This is a genomic window from Candidatus Reidiella endopervernicosa, assembly GCF_013343005.1.
Taxonomy (GTDB): domain Bacteria; phylum Pseudomonadota; class Gammaproteobacteria.
The window spans coordinates 882,054-899,248 of sequence record NZ_CP054491.1; the positions used below are offsets into that span (position 1 = coordinate 882,054).

Here is a 17,195-nt window from a genome sequence, read left to right on the forward strand (position 1 = left end):
GGGTGGGCTCGAAAAATGGGCCGTGCACTGTGCGTGATGGCGTTCTGATTGTAAACTGGCACGCTCTTGTCATGGAATCTTGAATCGTTGAAGTCGCGCCAAACAAAATCCCAGTCCATTAAACAGCAGCCACTGGAGCGTCAACCAGTCACGGTGTTGAAGGGTGTTGGCCCCAAGGTGGCTGAGCGGCTTGAGAGGCTGGCTATCGAGCAGGTTCAGGATCTCTTTTTCCATCTGCCGCTGCGTTATGAGGACCGTACCCGCGTGGTGCCGATCGGCTCGTTACGACCTGGGATGCAGGTGGTGATCGAAGGCGAGGTTGATCTGGCCGAGGTGGTGTTCCGTCGCCGCCGTACCCTGCTGGTACGGATGAGTGATGGTACGGGAGCGATCACATTGCGCTTTTTCCACTTCTCGGCGGCGCAGAAGGCGCAGCTCGAACGTGGTGCATTGCTGCGATGCTTCGGTGAGGTGCGTCCTGGTGCGAGTAGGCTGGAGCTGATCCATCCCGAGTACAGTCGGATCGATAGTTTCGATGCCGCTACCGATGCGCATCTCACCGCTGTCTACCCGGTGACCGAAGGGGTACATCAACTCACCCTCAGAAAGTTGATCGCCCAGGCGCTGGATAAGCTTGAGCGTGGTGAGGCGCTACGTGAGTGGTTGCCCGATCCGCTGCTTGAACAGCTGCAACTACCCACCCTGGCGGAGGCGATTCTCTATGTGCACCGCCCACCCGAAGAGGCACCGCTCGATCAGCTGGTCGATGGTGAGCACCCGTCGCAGCAGCGCCTGGTATTCGAAGAGCTGCTCGCCCACCATCTCAGTCTGCGCAAACTACGTGAGGAGGCGCAGCGTCAGCCAGCGCCGACGTTGCAGGCTGCGGATCAGTTGCGAAGAAAGCTGCTCACCTCTCTGCCTTTTGAGCTGACCGCTGCGCAACGACGTGTGGTGGGTGAGATTGATCGTGATATCGAGGCCGAGGCACCGATGCTGCGGCTGGTGCAGGGCGATGTTGGTTCGGGCAAGACGGTGGTCGCAGCGTTGGCGATTCTGCGTGCGGTAGAGGCGGGTTTTCAGGCCGCGATCATGGCACCGACCGAGCTGCTGGCTGAGCAGCATCTACAGAATTTTAGTGCCTGGTTGGAGCCGCTCGGCATTGAGGTGGCGTGGCTCTCGGGGCGTAGCAAAGGGCGGGTGAGAAGCGAGGCGTTGGCGAGAATTGGCGCGGGGCATGCCCGTGTTGTGGTCGGCACCCATGCGCTGTTTCAGGACGATGTCCTCTTCGACCATCTCGGCCTGTTGGTGATCGATGAGCAGCACCGTTTTGGTGTGCATCAGCGCTTTGCGCTACGCGAGAAGGGGATAAAGGCGGGACGTCATCCCCATCAGCTGATCATGACCGCAACGCCTATCCCACGCACCTTGGCGATGTCGCTCTACGCCGATCTCGATGTCTCTATCATCGATGAGCTGCCGCCGGGACGTACCCCGGTGAAGACGGTCGTGCTCTCCGATACGCGCCGCGATGAGGTGGTGGCACGGGTTAGTGAGGCGTGCAGTAATGGCCGTCAGGCCTACTGGGTCTGTACCCTGATTGAGGAGTCGGAGCTGCTGGAGGCGCAGGCGGCGGAGGCGACTGCGAGCGAGATGGCGGAGATGTTACCTGGGTTACGGATCGGTCTGGTACATGGACGTATGAAATCGGTGGAGAAGGAGCGGGTGATGGCCGCCTTCAAGGCCGCCGAGATCGATCTGCTGGTGGCGACTACGGTGATTGAGGTCGGCGTCGATGTGCCCAACGCCAGTCTGATGATTATCGAAAATGCCGAACGTCTCGGTCTCTCCCAACTCCACCAGCTGCGGGGACGTGTCGGGCGAGGCAGTGCCGAGAGCAGTTGTGTGCTGCTCTACCATGGAACGTTGGGACAGACAGCAAAGCGACGCCTGATGGTGATGCGTGAGAGTAACGATGGCTTTGTTATCTCACGCCATGATCTGGAGATTCGTGGACCGGGCGAGGTGCTTGGTACACGCCAAACTGGTGAGATGAGTTTTCGTATCGCCGATCTGATGCGTGACCAGGTGTTGCTTCCTGAGGTTGAGCGTGCCTCCATGGCGCTGCTGGCCGACTACCCGGAACATGTGACGCCACTGATACGGCGCTGGCTGGGCGAAGGGTCGCGCTATGGTGAGGTGTAGCCGAGTCGTGGTTACGTGTCATAATCGCGCCCGCTACAAATCTTGCCGGAATAGCTAATAGTGAAACTCTCAATTGAACCGCGCTGGCTGCGGCAGCGCCAACTACTGCACAATCGGGTGCCGTCCGATGTGTGGCGTTGGTTGATCGATCCCGCCTCGCTGACCCAGCGCCTGCGCCGTGCATGTGGCGGTTCTTTTCGCGTACGGGTGGTCGAGCACGGCTATCTAGGTCCCGAACAGTGTGAGCTCGATCTGCTCTCACTGCGTCCGGGAAACCGTGCCTTGATCCGCGAGGTGCAGCTGCTATGTGATGATGAGCCGTGGGTCTTTGCGCGCAGCGTTATTCCGGTGGCGACCCTGAGTGGTCCGCAGCGACGACTCGCCCATCTCGGTAATCGCCCGTTGGGGGCGGTGCTCTTTTCAGATCGCTCGATGCAGCGCAGTGAGGTGGAGATCGCACAGATTGTGCCAGGGCATCGACTCTTTGCTCATGCTACTCATGGGCTCGAGCAGCAGCCTGAGGATATCTGGGGTCGTCGATCGTTATTTCGTGTCGGTGGCAAACCGCTGTTGGTGAGTGAGATTTTTCTGCCAGCGATCCATGCGATAGCTGCTCCATCAGGGCGCTGTGGTCGTTAGGTGATGGTCTTTTATTATCCTGCTTGGCACAATCGTGCCACGAATTTTCGAACAGTCAGGAGTTGTTAACGTTGGAGTATGAGCGTTTTGAGCAGGTGCCGTCACGCGGTGCTCAGTTAAAGGAGAGGACGCAACAATATGCACTGTTGATGCGGCTCGATCGGCCGATCGGTATTCTGCTATTGCTCTGGCCGACACTCTGGGCGCTCTGGATTGCAGCGGAAGGCATGCCACGTATTGGTGTGCTGCTGGTCTTTGTTCTGGGTGTGGTTTTAATGCGCTCGGCGGGCTGTGTCATCAATGACTATGCCGACCGTGCGATCGATCCCCATGTCTCCCGCACCCGTGAACGCCCGATCGCGTCTGGCCGTGTCGAGCCCAACGAGGCATTGAAGTTGTTTGCCGCGCTCTGCGTTGCTGCTTTCATGTTGGTGCTGTTTATGAACAGCCTGACCATCATGCTCTCTTTCGTTGGTGTAGCGCTTGCGGCGATCTATCCCTTTACTAAACGTCACACCTATCTGCCTCAGGTTTTCCTCGGTGCTGCCTTTGGCTGGGCGGTACCGATGGCCTTCGCCGCTCAGCTGGGTGAGGTGCCTCAGGCGGCGTGGTTAATCTTCATCGCCACGGTTTTGTGGGCGACCGCTTACGATACGATCTACGCAATGGTTGATCGGGATGACGACATCAAGATCGGTGTGAAGTCGACGGCGATACTCTTTGGTGAACTTGACCGGGTGATTATCGGAGTTATCCAGGCGCTACTCCTGTTGACGCTGCTGGTGGTCGGTGTACAGCTCAAGTTGGGTGGTTTCTTCTATCTGGGCTTGCTGGTTGCGACTGGGCTGGCTGTTCAGCAGCAGCGATTGATTAAAAACCGTGATCGCGATCTCTGCTTCAAGGCGTTTCTCGATAACAACTGGTTCGGAATGGCGATCTTTGTCGGATTGCTGCTTGAATACGGCATCTGAATGACTGTTCAACGCCCAGCACGCGCGGCGGCCCACACCTCTACTATTTTAATTCCTCCTCTGCGCAGGAGTCGTGCCAGCTCGTTTGCCGTGTGGCCAGTGGTTACCACATCATCAACGATCGCTACATGGTCGACTTCTTCGATGCTTACAGCAGAGAATGCATTGCGCAGATTGGCGCTTCGTTGCGCAGCGGGTAGTGATGTCTGGGTTGCCGTTGGACGGTTTCGTTGGCAGCTCTGGTAATTGAGTGTGATATCGAGATGTTCTGAGATTGCACGTGCAATCTCTAGTGACTGGTTGAATCCCCGTTCACGCAGCCTGCTGCGATGCAGCGGAACGGGAATGATGCACTGTGGTAGAGGTGTCGAGCCGTGATTGAGTCTCTGTTTGGCAATCTGCTTACCAAGTAGCTGTGCGACACCAATCTTTGCGTCAAATTTTAGAGCCTGAATAAGTCGGTCGATGGGGTGTTCATAGTGGTAGGGGATGGTGCTTGTGCTGTAGTAGGGAGGTTTTTTTATGCACCTGCCACAGCGCGCCTGCTCACGTTTTAGTGGGATCCCGCACTGCTGGCAGGCGTGTTTGATTACAGGTAGCGCAGCATGGCAGTGCTGGCAGATAGGCTGATTCTGACAGTGTCTGCTATCGCATAACAGACAGTGGTGCGGGAGTGTGGTGTCGATGATACGTTGTACAATCGCTGACCGCCATGGAGAGCGAAGTGAGGGCGGTTAGTCCCCGATAGTCGACGCCGTCTGTATATTCGTAGTTGAGAGCGCGAGCGAACGACGAAGAAGATGCAGCAGCGGCTTTATGTCGGCGTAGAGTCACTGAGGGAGTTGTGTAGAGCCGCGAAGAGGTGATTAGGCAACGTACGCAGGACGGTCGGGGCGCCGCAGGCATAAACGGTCGCGTGAAGTTTTTGCTGTTTGCTTGGGCTTGGATGCCCAAAACAAACTTTCGCAAAAATAGCGACTCCCCGGTGTTTTCATCTCTCATCCTTGAGTTTGGTGATTTGAGTCAACGGATTGGTTTATTGTGAGGCGTGTCTGATACCAATTCGTAATATTAAGCTTATTTTTTTTCAGATTAGTCTATTATCGTTTTTTAAGTGGGAAGCTCATAAAAAAACAACGGTGTTGTTTGTGTGATGCGGGGCGACTGCGTAAATTTTAATTATTAATGAATCTTTATTAAGGAGTTGTTATGAATAAGAAGCTGATTTCCACTGCAGTTGTAGCTGCATCTATGTTTGTTGGTGCTGCACAGGCCTCAGAGAATGGGTATCTCGCTATTGGTGGTGGTATCAATGTACCCACCGATGCCGAAGTGAGCACCTTGGGTGATCAAGAGATGGATAATGGCTATCTCTTCTCTGTCGCAATCGGCCAAGAAGTTGAGGATGGTTTTCGAATCGAGGGAGAGTACGCCTATCGTGCTGCGGATGTCGATGAGGCGGGCCCAGGTGTTGATGTGAGCGTTCAAGCAGGAATGCTCAACGGTATCTTTGATATGGATACAGGCTCGGAGGTGACTCCCTACATCGGTGCTGGTATCGGTGCGGCCAATATGAACTGGGATGGTTCGGTCGACGATAATGAGACCGTCTTTGCCTACCAGGTTATGCTGGGTCTTAACGTAGAAATGAGCCCGGAGTCATCACTGCGTTTCGGCTATCGCTACTTCGATCCCGCTGAGGCAAGCATCAATCCATATGAGATTGATAGTGCATTCCACGATTTTGAGATTGGATTGCGCTTCAACTTCTAAACAAACGTTACCGGGGAGTCGCTATTTTTGCGAAAGTTTGTTTTGGGCATCCAAGCCCAAGCAAACAGCAAAACTTAACGCGACCGTTTATGCCTACGGCGCCCCGACCGTCCTGCGTTCGTTGCGTAATCACCTCTTCGCGGCTCTACACAACTCCCTCAGTGACTCTACGCCGACATAAAGCCGCTGCTGCATCTTCTTCGTCGTCCGCTCGCGCTCTCAACTACGAATATGCAGACGGCGTCGACTATCGGGGACTAACCGCCCTCACTTCGCTCTCCATGGCGGTCAGCGGTTGTTGTGTATAAAAGGGTGCCACTACGGCGCCCTTTTTTTTGCTCAAAAGTGGCGGATTATTAGTCGTTTGTAAACACTTGATGTCGCTACTCGTTGACTGGTGGGCATCAGCCGCTATAGTGGCCCCATTCAGACAGTAGGGGCGGTAAGCGATGAGTGTTTCACAGTTGGGAGCGGTGCGTAATGACTGGTCGCTGAGCGAGATTGAAGCGCTCTTTGCGCACCCCTTCAATGATCTTCTTTTTGAAGCGCAGCAGATTCATCGCCAGCACTTTGATCCCAATGCGGTCCAGGTAAGTACCCTGCTTAGTATCAAAACGGGTGCCTGCCCAGAGGATTGTGCCTATTGCCCACAGAGTGCGCATCATAACGCCGATCTCGAACGCGAGAGGCTGATGGAGCTGGAGCAGGTGTTGGAAGCGGCACAGACGGCAAAGCAGAAGGGGGCGACACGCTTCTGCATGGGCGCGGCCTGGCGTTCGCCACATGAACGCGACTTTGTGCATGTGCTTGATATGATATCGGGTGTAAAAGAGCTCGGTATGGAGACCTGTGTAACGCTCGGTATGTTGAGTGAGGAGCAGACGACACGGCTCAAAACAGCGGGACTCGACTACTACAACCACAATCTCGATACCTCCCCTGAGTTTTATGGTGAGATTATCTCAACGCGCACCTACGAGGATCGTCTCGAGACCTTGAGTCATGTGCGTGATGCGGGAATGAAGGTCTGTGCGGGTGGCATTATTGGAATGGGTGAGGGTGCCAAGGATCGCGCCTCACTATTGCAGCAGTTGGCAAATCTTCCACAGCATCCTGAAAGTGTGCCGATTAATCAGTTGGTACAGGTGGCGGGGACGCCACTTGATGGTGTCGATAAGCTCGATCCCTTCGATTTCGTTCGTACCATCGCGGTTGCACGCATTCTGATGCCAGCGTCGCATGTACGCCTCTCGGCGGGACGCAATGAGATGAGTGATGAACTGCAGGCGCTCTGTTTTATGGCGGGCGCCAACTCGATCTTCTACGGCGAGAAGCTGCTGACAACCGATAATCCTGAGAGCGATCACGATCATCAGCTCTTCGAGCGATTGGGCATCCGTGCTGAAGATCGTGATGTTGAGGCGCGTCCAGTCAATGCTGCAGAGAGTGATGATGCGGGTCTCTGGGGTCGCGCCTGCTCTACACGCGGCTAGCTGGCCGTGAAGGATCTTTCAGTCGCGCTGCAGCAGCGACGAGAGCAGCAGCTTTATCGACAGCGGCAGGTCGTCGAGAGCCCGCAGAGCCCGGCTATGGTGGTCGATGGTCGTAAGGTGCTCACTTTCTGTAGTAACGACTACCTTGGTCTCGCAGACCACCCCGATCTGATTGCCGCATTCAAACGAGGGGCCGATCAATATGGGGTTGGCAGCGGTTCTGCTCATCTGGTCAACGGCCACAGCCGAGCCCATCACGAACTCGAAGAGGCGCTGGCCGATTTTACTGGCCGTCCGCGCGCACTGCTCTTTTCCACCGGATATATGGCCAATCTCGGTGCCGTGACGGCACTGATGGGGAGAGGGGATGCGATCTTTGAAGATCGTCTCAACCACGCCTCTCTACTCGATGCTGGATTGCTCTCCGGTGCTCGCTTTAAACGCTACCCACATGGTGATTGTGCTGCGTTAGCGAAGATGCTGGGGGATAGTGGCCAGGCAGAGCGCATGGTGGTCAGCGATGGTGTTTTCAGTATGGATGGTGCGATCGCCCCGGTAACGGAGTTGGCCACTACGGCTAAGCTCCACGATGCCAGCTTGATGATCGACGATGCACACGGTTTTGGTGTGCTCGGAGAGCATGGCGGTGGTGTGGCTGAGCAGTACGGACTCGATATGGCACAGTTGCCGATCTTGATGGGCACCCTGGGCAAGGCGTTTGGTACGGCGGGTGCTTTTATTGCCGGTAGTGAAGCGCTGATCGAGACGTTGATCCAGTTTGCGCGTAGTTATATCTACACCACTGCGCAGCCACCAGCCATTGCAGTAGCTACACTGGCGAGCCTGCAGATTGTTGTTACGGAAAATTGGAGGCGGGAGAAACTGAAGGGGTTGATTACCCGATTTCGACAGGGTGCCCAGGAGCTAGGGCTCGACCTGATGCCATCGGAGACACCGATACAGCCGATCCTGCTCGGAAGCGCAGAGCGTGCACTCGCAGTAAGTGAATCACTGTGGCAGCAGGGCATACTGCTGACAGCCATCCGTCCCCCCACCGTTCCAGCTGAGGGTTCACGCCTGAGGGTCACGCTCTCGGCGCGTCACAGCGAGGCCGATGTAGACCAGTTACTCTCAGTGCTGGAGAGGAGCGTGGTCAGTGGCTGAACTCTCTATCAAGACGATGGGTGCTGGAAGGGCGTTGGTGATGCTGCACGGCTGGGGTATGCACGGCGGTATCTGGGGCTCGATTACCACACGATTGGCGCAGCAGTTCCAGCTCCATATCGTCGATCTTCCGGGGCATGGTCGAAGTAGCCTTGAAGGTGAGTTCACCCTGGATCGAGTTGTTGAGCGTCTTGCTGCGAGCCTGCCTGAGGAGGCGATCTGGCTCGGCTGGTCTCTAGGCGGTCGCATAGCGATGGCTGCGGCTGTTGCAGGTGTCCCGATCTCCAGGCTGATACTGGTGGGTGCCAATCCCTGTTTCACCAAACGAGAAGGGTGGTCGCACGGCATGGATGATGAGCTGCTGGGGCAATTTGCTGAGCAGTTGCGGGATGATTGCCGGGCTACCCTGCTCCGTTTTCTGGTGCTGCAGTCACGTGGCTCCGAGCAGGGGCGTGAGGAGATGCGTACGTTGCGCGGTGAACTCTTCAGTCGTGGTGAGCCGACCCCTGCGGCATTGGCGGGAGGATTGGAGGTCCTACGTCACGCCGATTTGAGAGCAGATCTCTCCAGGATCAACCAGCCGACTCTAGTGATTCAGGGGGAAAACGATACACTGGCCCCGCTCGGAGCGGGTGAATACACATGCTCTGAGATTCCCACTGCACAGCTATCGGTCATTGCGGGTGCCGGGCATGCGCCCTTTCTTTCTCATCCTGATGCATTTATAGCGGCAATTAAGGAGTTCTTGAGTGACTAAGTTGCTGGATGATAAGCAGATCGATAAACAGCAGCTCCGCTCCGCCTTTAACCGCTCTGCAGAGCGATATGATGAGGTGGCAGTTCTACAACGTGAGGTCGCCTCGCGCATGCTTGAGCGCCTTGAGCTGGTAAAGATCGAACCCAAGACGATTCTCGATCTGGGTACGGGAACGGGTCAGTGTGTGCAGTGGTTGATGAAGCGCTATCGCAAGGCGAAGGTGATCGGCCTCGATCTGGCTGAGGCGATGTTGCCGCGAGTTCGTGCGCATGGCTCACTGTTGAGAAAGCCGGGGCTTGTCTGTGGTGATATCGAGAGGCTGCCACTGGCCGATAAAAGCGTCGACCTGATTGTCTCCAGTCTGGCGCTGCAGTGGATGAACAGTATCGATGAGGCCTTTGCTGAGATTGCTCGAGTGCTCAGGCCTGGGGGGCTGTTGATGTTTACCACCTTGGGTCCCGACACGCTCAAGGAGCTGCGCCTCAGCTGGGAGGCGGTTGATAACGGCAGCAGTCATGTGAACCGGTTTCTCGATATGCACGATGTCGGTGATGCGCTGATGCAGGCCGGTTTTGACGGGCCGGTGGTCGATATCGAACACATGGTTGTTACCTACGATAAGGTGAGTGGCCTGATGTCTGATCTAAAGACGCTCGGCGCTCACAACGTCACCTCGGGGCGCTCCAGAGGCATGACCGGCAAAGAGCGTCTGAAGATGATGTGTGAGGCCTATGAGCAATTTCGCGATAGCAGTGGCAAGCTCCCAGCGACATACGAGGTGGTCTATGGCCACGCCTGGGCGGCTGAGGCTGTTCCAGAGGGTGGGAGCGTGGTGCAGATCCCAATAGATCAGATAAAGCGTTAACCGATGGTTGGTTGTTCTGGTTTTGCACCTCCTATCCGATAATTGATTACGCCATATAGATGTTTCTGCTGAGGTGAGCTTATGTCCGGCTATTTCGTGACGGGTACCGATACCGAGGTTGGCAAGAGTTTAGTTGCGACCGCACTGGTACACGCCTTTGCCGAAAATGGCGGCTTGATTGGTGTGATGAAACCCGTCGCTGCGGGTGCGATTGAGACAGCTGAGGGGCTACGCAATGGTGATGCCATCGCCCTGCAGAACGCCGCCAGCATCTCGCTCCCTTATGAGCTGATCAATCCCTACCTCTATAACGACTCCATCGCCCCCCATATTGCCGCTAACCAGAGTGGTCGGACGATCGAGTTGGCACAGCTGGTCGATGCCTATCTGCAGGTTAGTGATCGTGCAGACCGGGTGGTGGTTGAGGGGGCCGGTGGCTGGCTGCTACCAATCGATGATGAGCTGACCCTGGCCGATTTTGTGGTGGCGTTGCAGCTGCCTGTCGTGGTGGTGGTGGGTCTACGGCTGGGGTGTCTCAATCACGCACTGCTGACGATCGAAAGCATTCAACAGCGTGGTTTGACGGTGGCTGGCTGGGTTGCCAACAGTCTAATGCCACAGATGGAGGTTGAGCAGCAGAATATCGATACCCTCGTTCAGCGTATCTCGGCACCGCTGTTGGGAAGGGTGCCGTTTAACCCCGACCATACGTTAGAGTCAGTGGCAGCTTGCCTCGATCTATCTCTTCTGCCGGTATAGCGATGTATCGGAGCCAATAAAAAAGGCCCCGTTCGGGGCCTTTTTTATTGGCGTTGGATAAGATCAGGTCAGCGCATTACGCAGCTTTTTGATCGCATTGTTCTCCAGCTGTCGAATCCGCTCCGCTGAGATGCCGTACTGATCGGCTAGCTGGTGCAGGGTCGATTTCTGCTCGCTCATCCAGCGCTGGGAGAGGATGTCACGACTGCGATCATCAAGTCCCTGCAGGGCGGCTTGTAGTCGTTCGGAGTTGTGACTCTCCCAGTCGGTCGCCTCGACCTGGCGTGCCGGATCGGTTGCGTTGTCTTGCAGGTAACTTTCGGGTGCGACATAGCGACTATCATCGTCATCATTGTCGTTCTCGAAGGTGATGTCGTGGCCGCTGAGGCGTGACTCCATCTCGAGCACGGTCTCCTTTTTCACGCCAAGATCGCTTGCAACCGCTTCAACTTCGTCGTTGCTGAACCAGCCGAGGCGCTTTTTGTTTTTGCGCAGATTAAAGAAGAGCTTACGCTGTGCCTTGGTGGTTGCTACCTTTACGATGCGCCAGTTGCGCAGCACAAATTCGTGGATCTCCGCGCGAATCCAGTGCACAGCGAAGGAGACCAGGCGCGCACCCTGATCGGGATCGTAGCGTTTGACTGCCTTCATTAGACCGATATTGCCCTCCTGTACCAGATCGCCTATTGGCAGGCCGTAACCGGAGTAGCTGCGTGCGATATGGATCACAAAACGGAGGTGGGAAAGTACCAGTCGGCGTGCGGCCTCAAGATCACCCTCATTCTTCAGGCGTTGGCCGAGCTCACGCTCCTCTTCCACGCTGAGTACAGGAATCGTCTTGGCGCTCTGGATATAGCTCTCAAGACTACCCGACGAAATGATCGGTAACGAATTGTTGGTACAGACTAAGGCCTGGCTCATGCGCCCCCCTTCAAATAACTGACTAACCTAGTGAGATATTAGCACTCTCATCCTAGGAGTGCCAATAAGCTAAGAAGTTCCGCCTCGTGCGTCAAGTGTTGGGGGAGTATTTACGGATAGGGTGATCGCCTCAATACCCTGTTGGGTATAGATACAGCACTGGTTACGACCACGACTCTTCGCCTCGTATAGGGCCTTGTCGGCGAGCGAGAGGAACTTCGATAGTGACTGATCTGGGTGATCGAGGGTGGAGCAGATGCCGATGCTGGCGGTGATCTCGATATCGACAGGTCGTAACCGCTCCACCGCAAGACGCAACGTTTCCGCCCGTGCAACGGCCTCTTCTCGGCTGCAGTTAGGGATTAAGACTGCAAACTCCTCACCACCGAAGCGTACGACCATCGAATCCTTGGGAAAGCTCTGTAGCAGTAGTGTGCCGAGCGCTTCGAGTACACGGTCGCCGGTGATGTGGCCCAGGGTGTCGTTGATCTGTTTGAAGTGGTCGATATCGAGCAGCATCGCCCAGAGTGGTTGATTGCGCTGGTTATTGAGGAAGTCCTCGCCATTATCGAGTAGGTAGCGCTTGTTGCGCACCCCGGTGAGCATGTCGGTGATGGCGAGGTGGTGGAGTTTCTCGGCCTGGCGTCTCAGTGCGCTGAACTGCTGTTTGATCAGCAGCAGTGAGCGCAGTCGAGCCATCAGGATCTCTTCAACAATCGGCTTACTGACGAAGTCGTTGGCACCGGCGTGAAACACCTCCACCTGGCGTTCGTCACTGGTACTGCCAGTAATCACCAGTACTGGCATCTCCTGTTGGGAGAGGTTGAAGCGGGTGCGGATCGCGTGCAGCAGGTCACCACCGGTCATCGAGCCCTTGAGAAAGAAGTCGGTAATGACGATATCGAACGGATCGCGGTAGCGTGGTCCACCCGGTAGGCACTCTTTTAGTAGCTCGAACGCCCCCTCAGCAGATTCGACCTGAGTGATGCGCAGCCCATGGCGTTGCATCATCTGACCATTCACGGCGGCTGCGGTGGCGCTGTCCTCAACGTATAGCGCATGACCCTCGAGCCGACTCTGGCGGTGAGTGAAGCGTTTGATGAACTGGGCAAAACCGCTATATCCGCGGCTCTTGTCATAGTAGTCGGTGACACCGGCGGCAAAACCCTCGCGTAGTAGTCGGCCGTCGGCATCACCGGAGATAACGATGAGCGGGGTGAAACGGTGTTTGTCACTGCCGCGAATCTGACGACAGAGCTCCAGTCCATCGATATCGGGAAGCATCAGTGAGGTGGTGATCAGGTCGAATTCTGCCTGCTGTAGCTGCTGGTTGGCCTCAGCGGCATTGGCGCAGACAGTTATATCAGCATCATCAAGCTGATCGTTGAGACTGCGGCTGATGATGGTACGAGAGACCTCGGAGCCATCCACAACCAGAATACGGGTGGTTTCACTCATACCTGCGCCCCTCCTGATGAGGGTGGATTGATTATTATTAATTGTTTTGATCCTGCCCAACGGAGTGTAAGCGAATCGGTGCGGCGTTGGAACGTTAACGAGGTTCGATGGCACGCAGGTGGCGACCGACCGCGATCTGCGAGCCGAACAGACCGAGCAGTGCCCCTGCGCCGAGCAGTGCGCCGGTGGTGGTGAGGTCGAGTTGGGGAGGTGCAAGTGTGCTGTGGTAGAGGCCAATGAGACGCGTGGCAGGGCCTTCAAGTAGCCATAGGGCAATGCCGACCAGCAGCACAGCGGCAAAGCCACCGCAGAGGCCGTACCAGAGGCCACCGTAGAGGAAGGGGCGGCGGATGAAGGCATCGGTGCCACCGATCAGTTTAATAATCTCGCTCTCTTCCCGACGGTTCTGTACATCGAGGCGAATGGTATTGCCGATCACCAATAGCACCGCCAGGGTGAGCAGCGCAGCAATTATGGTGACAGCGCGCTGCCCGAGCGCCATCAGCGAGTGGAGTCGCTGTACCCAGGCCATGTCGAGCTGTACCAGCTCTGCTTCCGGTTCACTGCGAAATGAGTTGACCAGCTGATCGATCATCAGCGGATCGTTCAGATGGGCGGCAGGAAGAACCACGACTACTGCAGGTAGAGGGTTTTCTGGCAGTGCATCAATCGCCTGTTCGAATCCGGAGAGATTACGGAACTCCTGCAGTGCGCTGTCACGAGAGATCGTCTCCACAGAGGCGATGTCGCTGTTCTGTTCTAATTGGTCGATCAGTGATCGAGAGTCGGCGTGCTGCAGATCGTGTTTGAGAAATATTGAGATCTGAGCTGCTCCCTCAAGGTTGCTACCAAGCGGCTGCAGGGTGGTCAGAATGGTGAAAAGCCCCGCAGGTAGTGCCAGGGCAATGCCGATTACCGCAATGGTCATCAGCGCTGAGAAGGGGGTGTTGAGCAGCGGATCGAGGCCGGTATGGAAGGCGTCACGGTGGTTGCGTAGCCAGCTGTCGATACGGCCGGCGGGGCGAGCGGTGCTGGCCCCTTCGCTGCGACGACTCTGCTCTTTTCGACTCATCTGCCTGATCTCGGTACGACGCTCTGCATCTGGCCGTGGTCGAGCACCAGGGTGCGGTGTCCGAGACGTTTGATCAGGTGCAGGTCGTGACTGGCGACAATCACCGTTACCCCGACCTGGTTGAACTGCTCGAACAGCCCCATGATCTCCTCTGAGAGCTCGGGGTCGAGGTTGCCGGTTGGCTCATCGGCCAGTAGCAGCGGTGGTTTGTTGACCACTGCTCGTGCAATTCCGACACGCTGCTGCTCGCCGCCAGAGAGGCTGATCGGTAAGGCCCGCTCCTGTCTCAGCAGTCCTACCTTATCTAGCGCCGCGCGCACGCGGCGGCCGATCTCTCGGGGACGATACCCTTCGATCACCAGCGGTAGGGCGACATTCTCAAATACGGTGCGGTCACAGAGCAGGCGGTGGTTTTGAAAGATCAGCCCCACCTTGCGCCGTACATAGGGGATCTGGCGTCGTTTGATGCGCGCCATGTTCTGTCCATCGATCACTACCTGTCCGCGTGTGGGGTGTTCGATGAGGGCAATTAGTTTCAGCAAGGTGCTCTTGCCGGCACCGGAGTGGCCGGTGAGGAATGCGAACTCGCCGCTTTCGAGGTGGAAGTTGACGTTGCGTAGCGCATCGTGACCCTCGGCGTAGCGTTTGCTGACGTTATCGAAACGGATCATCTTTGAGCCGAACAGGCCTCTCCTGCAGTTTAGTTATTATTGTTCTTCGCCCTGCGTCTGTAGCAGGGCATCGACAAACTCGCTGGCATCGAAGGGGCGTAGATCCTCGATTCCCTCACCCACACCGATGAAACGGATCGGGATGCCAAGTCGTTTGGCGATGGCGATGACGATGCCGCCCTTGGCGGTACCGTCGAGCTTGGTCAGGGTTATACCAGTCAGGCCGACCGCATTGTGGAACTGCTCCGCCTGGTTGAGCGCATTCTGCCCAGTGCCAGCGTCGACAACCAGCATCACCTCATGTGGTGCCTGTTCATTCTTTTTACCCATTACCCGTTTGATCTTCTTCAACTCCTCCATCAGGTTGCCCTGGGTATGGAGTCGACCGGCGGTGTCAGCGATCAGGATGTCTGTATTGCGTGCCGTTGCGGCCTCGACACCGTCGAAGATAACCGAGGCGGAGTCGGCACCGCTGTGCTGGGCGATGACGTTGATGTTGTTGCGCTCACCCCAGGTCTGCAACTGCTCGACGGCGGCGGCACGGAAGGTGTCGCCGGCCGCGAGTACCACCGAACGGCCCTGATCCTGAAAACGACGAGCAAGCTTGCCGATGGTGGTGGTCTTGCCAGCACCGTTGATACCGACCATCAGGATGGTGAAGGGTTTGATGTCGCTAGGCGGGTCGAGTGGTTTGGCGCAGGGCTCAAGAATGGCGATCATCTGTTCACGCAGGGCGGCGAACAGTGCCTCAGCGTCGTCGAGCTCCTGGCGTGAAACACGTTCCGTCAGCTCGGCAATAATCGACTGAGTCGCCTCAATACCAACGTCGGCCAGCAGCAGCTGGGTCTCGAGCTCTTCGAGCACCTCATCGTCGATGGTGCGCTTGGCGGCGATCAGGTCGCGCACATCGGTATTGAGCACCTCGCGGGTGCGGCTCAGCCCCTGGCGTATACGGCCGAATAGCCCCTTCTTCTCTACGGGCTTCTCTTCTGGGCTACTCTTCTCTTTTTTGAAACCAAACATGGCAATCGTGGTCGTATCGGGGAGTGCGGTATCGTAACATCCGCACGGTGCCTGGAGTAGGCCGAAGAACAATTAACAAATTCAGAGTGAGAACTATGCTGAAACGCCTCTTATCCATCTCTATTCTACTGCTGCCGGCAGTAACGCTGGCAAACGATAGTGCCCATGAGTATCGACTTGAAAATGGACTCAAGATTATTGTGCATGAGGACCACCGCGCGCCCGTGGTGGTCTCTCAGATCTGGTACAAGGTCGGCTCAAGCTATGAGCACGACGGCATTACCGGTGTCTCCCATGTGCTTGAACATATGATGTTCAAAGGGACCAAGAAACACGCGCCGGGTGAATTCTCACGCATCATCGCTGAGAACGGCGGCAGCGAGAACGCCTTTACCAGTCTCGACTATACGGCCTACTTTCAGCGCCTGGAGAAGAGTCGTCTGCCGATCGCCTTCGAGCTGGAGGCGGACCGAATGCGGGGTCTACTGTTGCCCGAGGAGGAGTTTCACAAGGAGCGCCAGGTGGTGATCGAGGAGCGACGTACCCGCACCGAGGACAAGCCGACGGCGATGACCTACGAGCAGTTCCGTGCCACCGCCTTCACCGCCAGCCCCTATCGGATGCCGGTGATTGGTTGGATGAACGATCTGGAGAGTATGGAGGTCGAAGACCTGCGCGCCTGGTACCAGCGTTGGTATGCCCCTAACAACGCTACTCTGGTGGTGGCGGGTGATGTCGTTCCCGAAGAGGTATATGCGTTGGCCAAGCAGCACTTCGGACCACTCAAGCCAAGTGATCTGAAACCGCTCAAGCCACGTATTGAACCCGAGCAGCTCGGTATTCGTCGTATCAACGTCAAGCTGCCAGCGCGCCAACCCTATCTACTGATGGGTTACAAGGCGCCGGTACTCAACACTACTGAGGCCGACTGGGAGCCCTACGCACTGGAGGTGCTGGCCGGCATTCTAGATGGTGGTGATAGTGCACGGTTGGCCAACACACTGGTACGAGGCAGTCAGATCGCCGCCAGTGCCGGTGCCGGTTATGGCCTCTACGACCGACTCTCTGATCTGTTCCTCTTCGACGGTATTCCCGCAGAGGGACAGAGTGTTGAAGCGGTAGAGCAGGGGCTGCGTGAGCAGATTGAGAAGATTAAAAACGAGCCGGTCGGAGCTGATGAGATGAAGCGGGTCAAGGCGCAGGTAGTGGCCGCTGCCGTCTATGAACGCGATTCAATCTTTTACCAGGCGATGCAGATCGGCACCCTGGAGACAATCGGACTCGGTTGGAAACACCTCGATGAGTATGTCGAGCGGGTGCGCAGTATCACCCCGGCCGCAGGTAGCAGCGTCGCGAAAAATATCTGAGTCGCATGAGAGCTCGACGTGTGGAAGGTACTGGCCCGCGCCGATGGACAGGTAAGTCCG

At 56.5% G+C, this 17,195-nt stretch carries 18 protein-coding genes; 11 read left to right on the top strand and 7 right to left on the bottom strand.

Going from position 1 to position 17,195, the window contains the following annotated elements:
- Positions 1–87 precede the first annotated feature (87 nt).
- The 3 genes from recG (at position 88) to ubiA (ending at position 3,812) form a co-directional block, all read left to right on the top strand.
- Entirely contained in the window at positions 88–2,202 is a 2,115-nt protein-coding gene (gene recG / locus HUE57_RS04960) for an ATP-dependent DNA helicase RecG (RefSeq protein ID WP_078482073.1), read from the top strand.
- A gap of 60 nt (positions 2,203–2,262) precedes the next feature.
- Complete coding sequence (locus HUE57_RS04965) at positions 2,263–2,841, top strand: chorismate--pyruvate lyase family protein (RefSeq protein ID WP_172840037.1); 579 nt, start codon at positions 2,263–2,265, stop codon at positions 2,839–2,841.
- 71 nt (positions 2,842–2,912) lie between these two features.
- A complete protein-coding gene (gene ubiA / locus HUE57_RS04970) occupies positions 2,913–3,812 on the top strand; it encodes a 4-hydroxybenzoate octaprenyltransferase (protein WP_269087620.1) in 900 nt (299 codons plus the stop codon).
- 8 nt (positions 3,813–3,820) lie between these two features.
- On the opposite strand, the gene HUE57_RS20175 is transcribed toward ubiA, so the two are convergent.
- Positions 3,821–4,513, bottom strand: a complete 693-nt coding sequence (locus tag HUE57_RS20175; RefSeq protein WP_174673721.1) for a ComF family protein — start codon at positions 4,511–4,513, stop codon at positions 3,821–3,823.
- A complete protein-coding gene (locus HUE57_RS04980) occupies positions 4,458–4,781 on the bottom strand; it encodes a hypothetical protein (protein ID WP_174672820.1) in 324 nt (107 codons plus the stop codon). Before HUE57_RS04980 ends, HUE57_RS20175 begins: the two co-directional genes overlap by 56 nt.
- 240 nt (positions 4,782–5,021) lie before the next feature.
- On the opposite strand from HUE57_RS04980, the gene HUE57_RS04985 reads away from it, so the two are divergent.
- From HUE57_RS04985 to bioD, 7 genes are all read left to right on the top strand, one after another.
- The gene (locus HUE57_RS04985; protein WP_078482077.1) at positions 5,022–5,585 is read left to right on the top strand and encodes an outer membrane protein; all 564 of its coding nucleotides are present in this window, start codon (positions 5,022–5,024) and stop codon (positions 5,583–5,585) included.
- An 89-nt stretch (positions 5,586–5,674) separates the two neighbouring features.
- Positions 5,675–5,893: a hypothetical protein gene (locus tag HUE57_RS04990; RefSeq protein ID WP_174672821.1), complete on the top strand. Its 219-nt coding sequence runs from the start codon at positions 5,675–5,677 to the stop codon at positions 5,891–5,893.
- Between the two features lie 141 nt (positions 5,894–6,034).
- On the top strand, positions 6,035–7,078 hold the full coding sequence (gene bioB, locus HUE57_RS04995; protein WP_078482078.1) for a biotin synthase BioB: 1,044 nt from the start codon (positions 6,035–6,037) through the stop codon (positions 7,076–7,078).
- On the top strand, positions 7,079–8,242 hold the full coding sequence (gene bioF / locus HUE57_RS05000; RefSeq protein WP_078482079.1) for an 8-amino-7-oxononanoate synthase: 1,164 nt from the start codon (positions 7,079–7,081) through the stop codon (positions 8,240–8,242).
- Positions 8,235–8,999, top strand: coding sequence for a pimeloyl-ACP methyl ester esterase BioH (gene bioH, locus HUE57_RS05005; protein WP_078482080.1), 765 nt, complete (start codon positions 8,235–8,237; stop codon positions 8,997–8,999). The genes bioF and bioH overlap by 8 nt, the downstream gene beginning before the upstream one ends.
- Positions 8,992–9,864 (top strand): malonyl-ACP O-methyltransferase BioC, encoded by an 873-nt coding sequence (gene bioC / locus HUE57_RS05010; RefSeq protein WP_236725584.1) that lies wholly within the window; start codon positions 8,992–8,994, stop codon positions 9,862–9,864. The genes bioH and bioC overlap by 8 nt, the downstream gene beginning before the upstream one ends.
- A gap of 81 nt (positions 9,865–9,945) precedes the next feature.
- Complete coding sequence (gene bioD, locus HUE57_RS05015; RefSeq protein WP_078482081.1) at positions 9,946–10,623, top strand: dethiobiotin synthase; 678 nt, start codon at positions 9,946–9,948, stop codon at positions 10,621–10,623.
- A gap of 63 nt (positions 10,624–10,686) precedes the next feature.
- Here the strand turns inward: bioD and rpoH are convergent, their stop codons facing one another.
- The 5 genes from rpoH to ftsY all read right to left on the bottom strand — a co-directional run bounded on the left by rpoH (position 10,687) and on the right by ftsY (position 15,768).
- Complete coding sequence (rpoH, locus tag HUE57_RS05020) at positions 10,687–11,544, bottom strand: RNA polymerase sigma factor RpoH (protein ID WP_078482082.1); 858 nt, start codon at positions 11,542–11,544, stop codon at positions 10,687–10,689.
- Between the two features lie 69 nt (positions 11,545–11,613).
- A complete protein-coding gene (locus HUE57_RS05025; protein WP_078482083.1) occupies positions 11,614–13,002 on the bottom strand; it encodes a GGDEF domain-containing response regulator in 1,389 nt (462 codons plus the stop codon).
- A 94-nt stretch (positions 13,003–13,096) separates the two neighbouring features.
- Entirely contained in the window at positions 13,097–14,074 is a 978-nt protein-coding gene (gene ftsX, locus HUE57_RS05030; protein WP_078482084.1) for a permease-like cell division protein FtsX, read from the bottom strand.
- Positions 14,071–14,745: a cell division ATP-binding protein FtsE gene (ftsE, locus tag HUE57_RS05035; protein ID WP_078482085.1), complete on the bottom strand. Its 675-nt coding sequence runs from the start codon at positions 14,743–14,745 to the stop codon at positions 14,071–14,073. Before ftsE ends, ftsX begins: the two co-directional genes overlap by 4 nt.
- Positions 14,746–14,781: 36 nt before the next feature.
- Positions 14,782–15,768, bottom strand: a complete 987-nt coding sequence (gene ftsY / locus HUE57_RS05040; protein WP_078482137.1) for a signal recognition particle-docking protein FtsY — start codon at positions 15,766–15,768, stop codon at positions 14,782–14,784.
- A 95-nt stretch (positions 15,769–15,863) separates the two neighbouring features.
- Between ftsY and HUE57_RS05045 the strand changes: the two genes are divergently transcribed.
- Entirely contained in the window at positions 15,864–17,135 is a 1,272-nt protein-coding gene (locus tag HUE57_RS05045) for a M16 family metallopeptidase (RefSeq protein ID WP_174672822.1), read from the top strand.
- Positions 17,136–17,195: the final 60 nt, after the last annotated feature.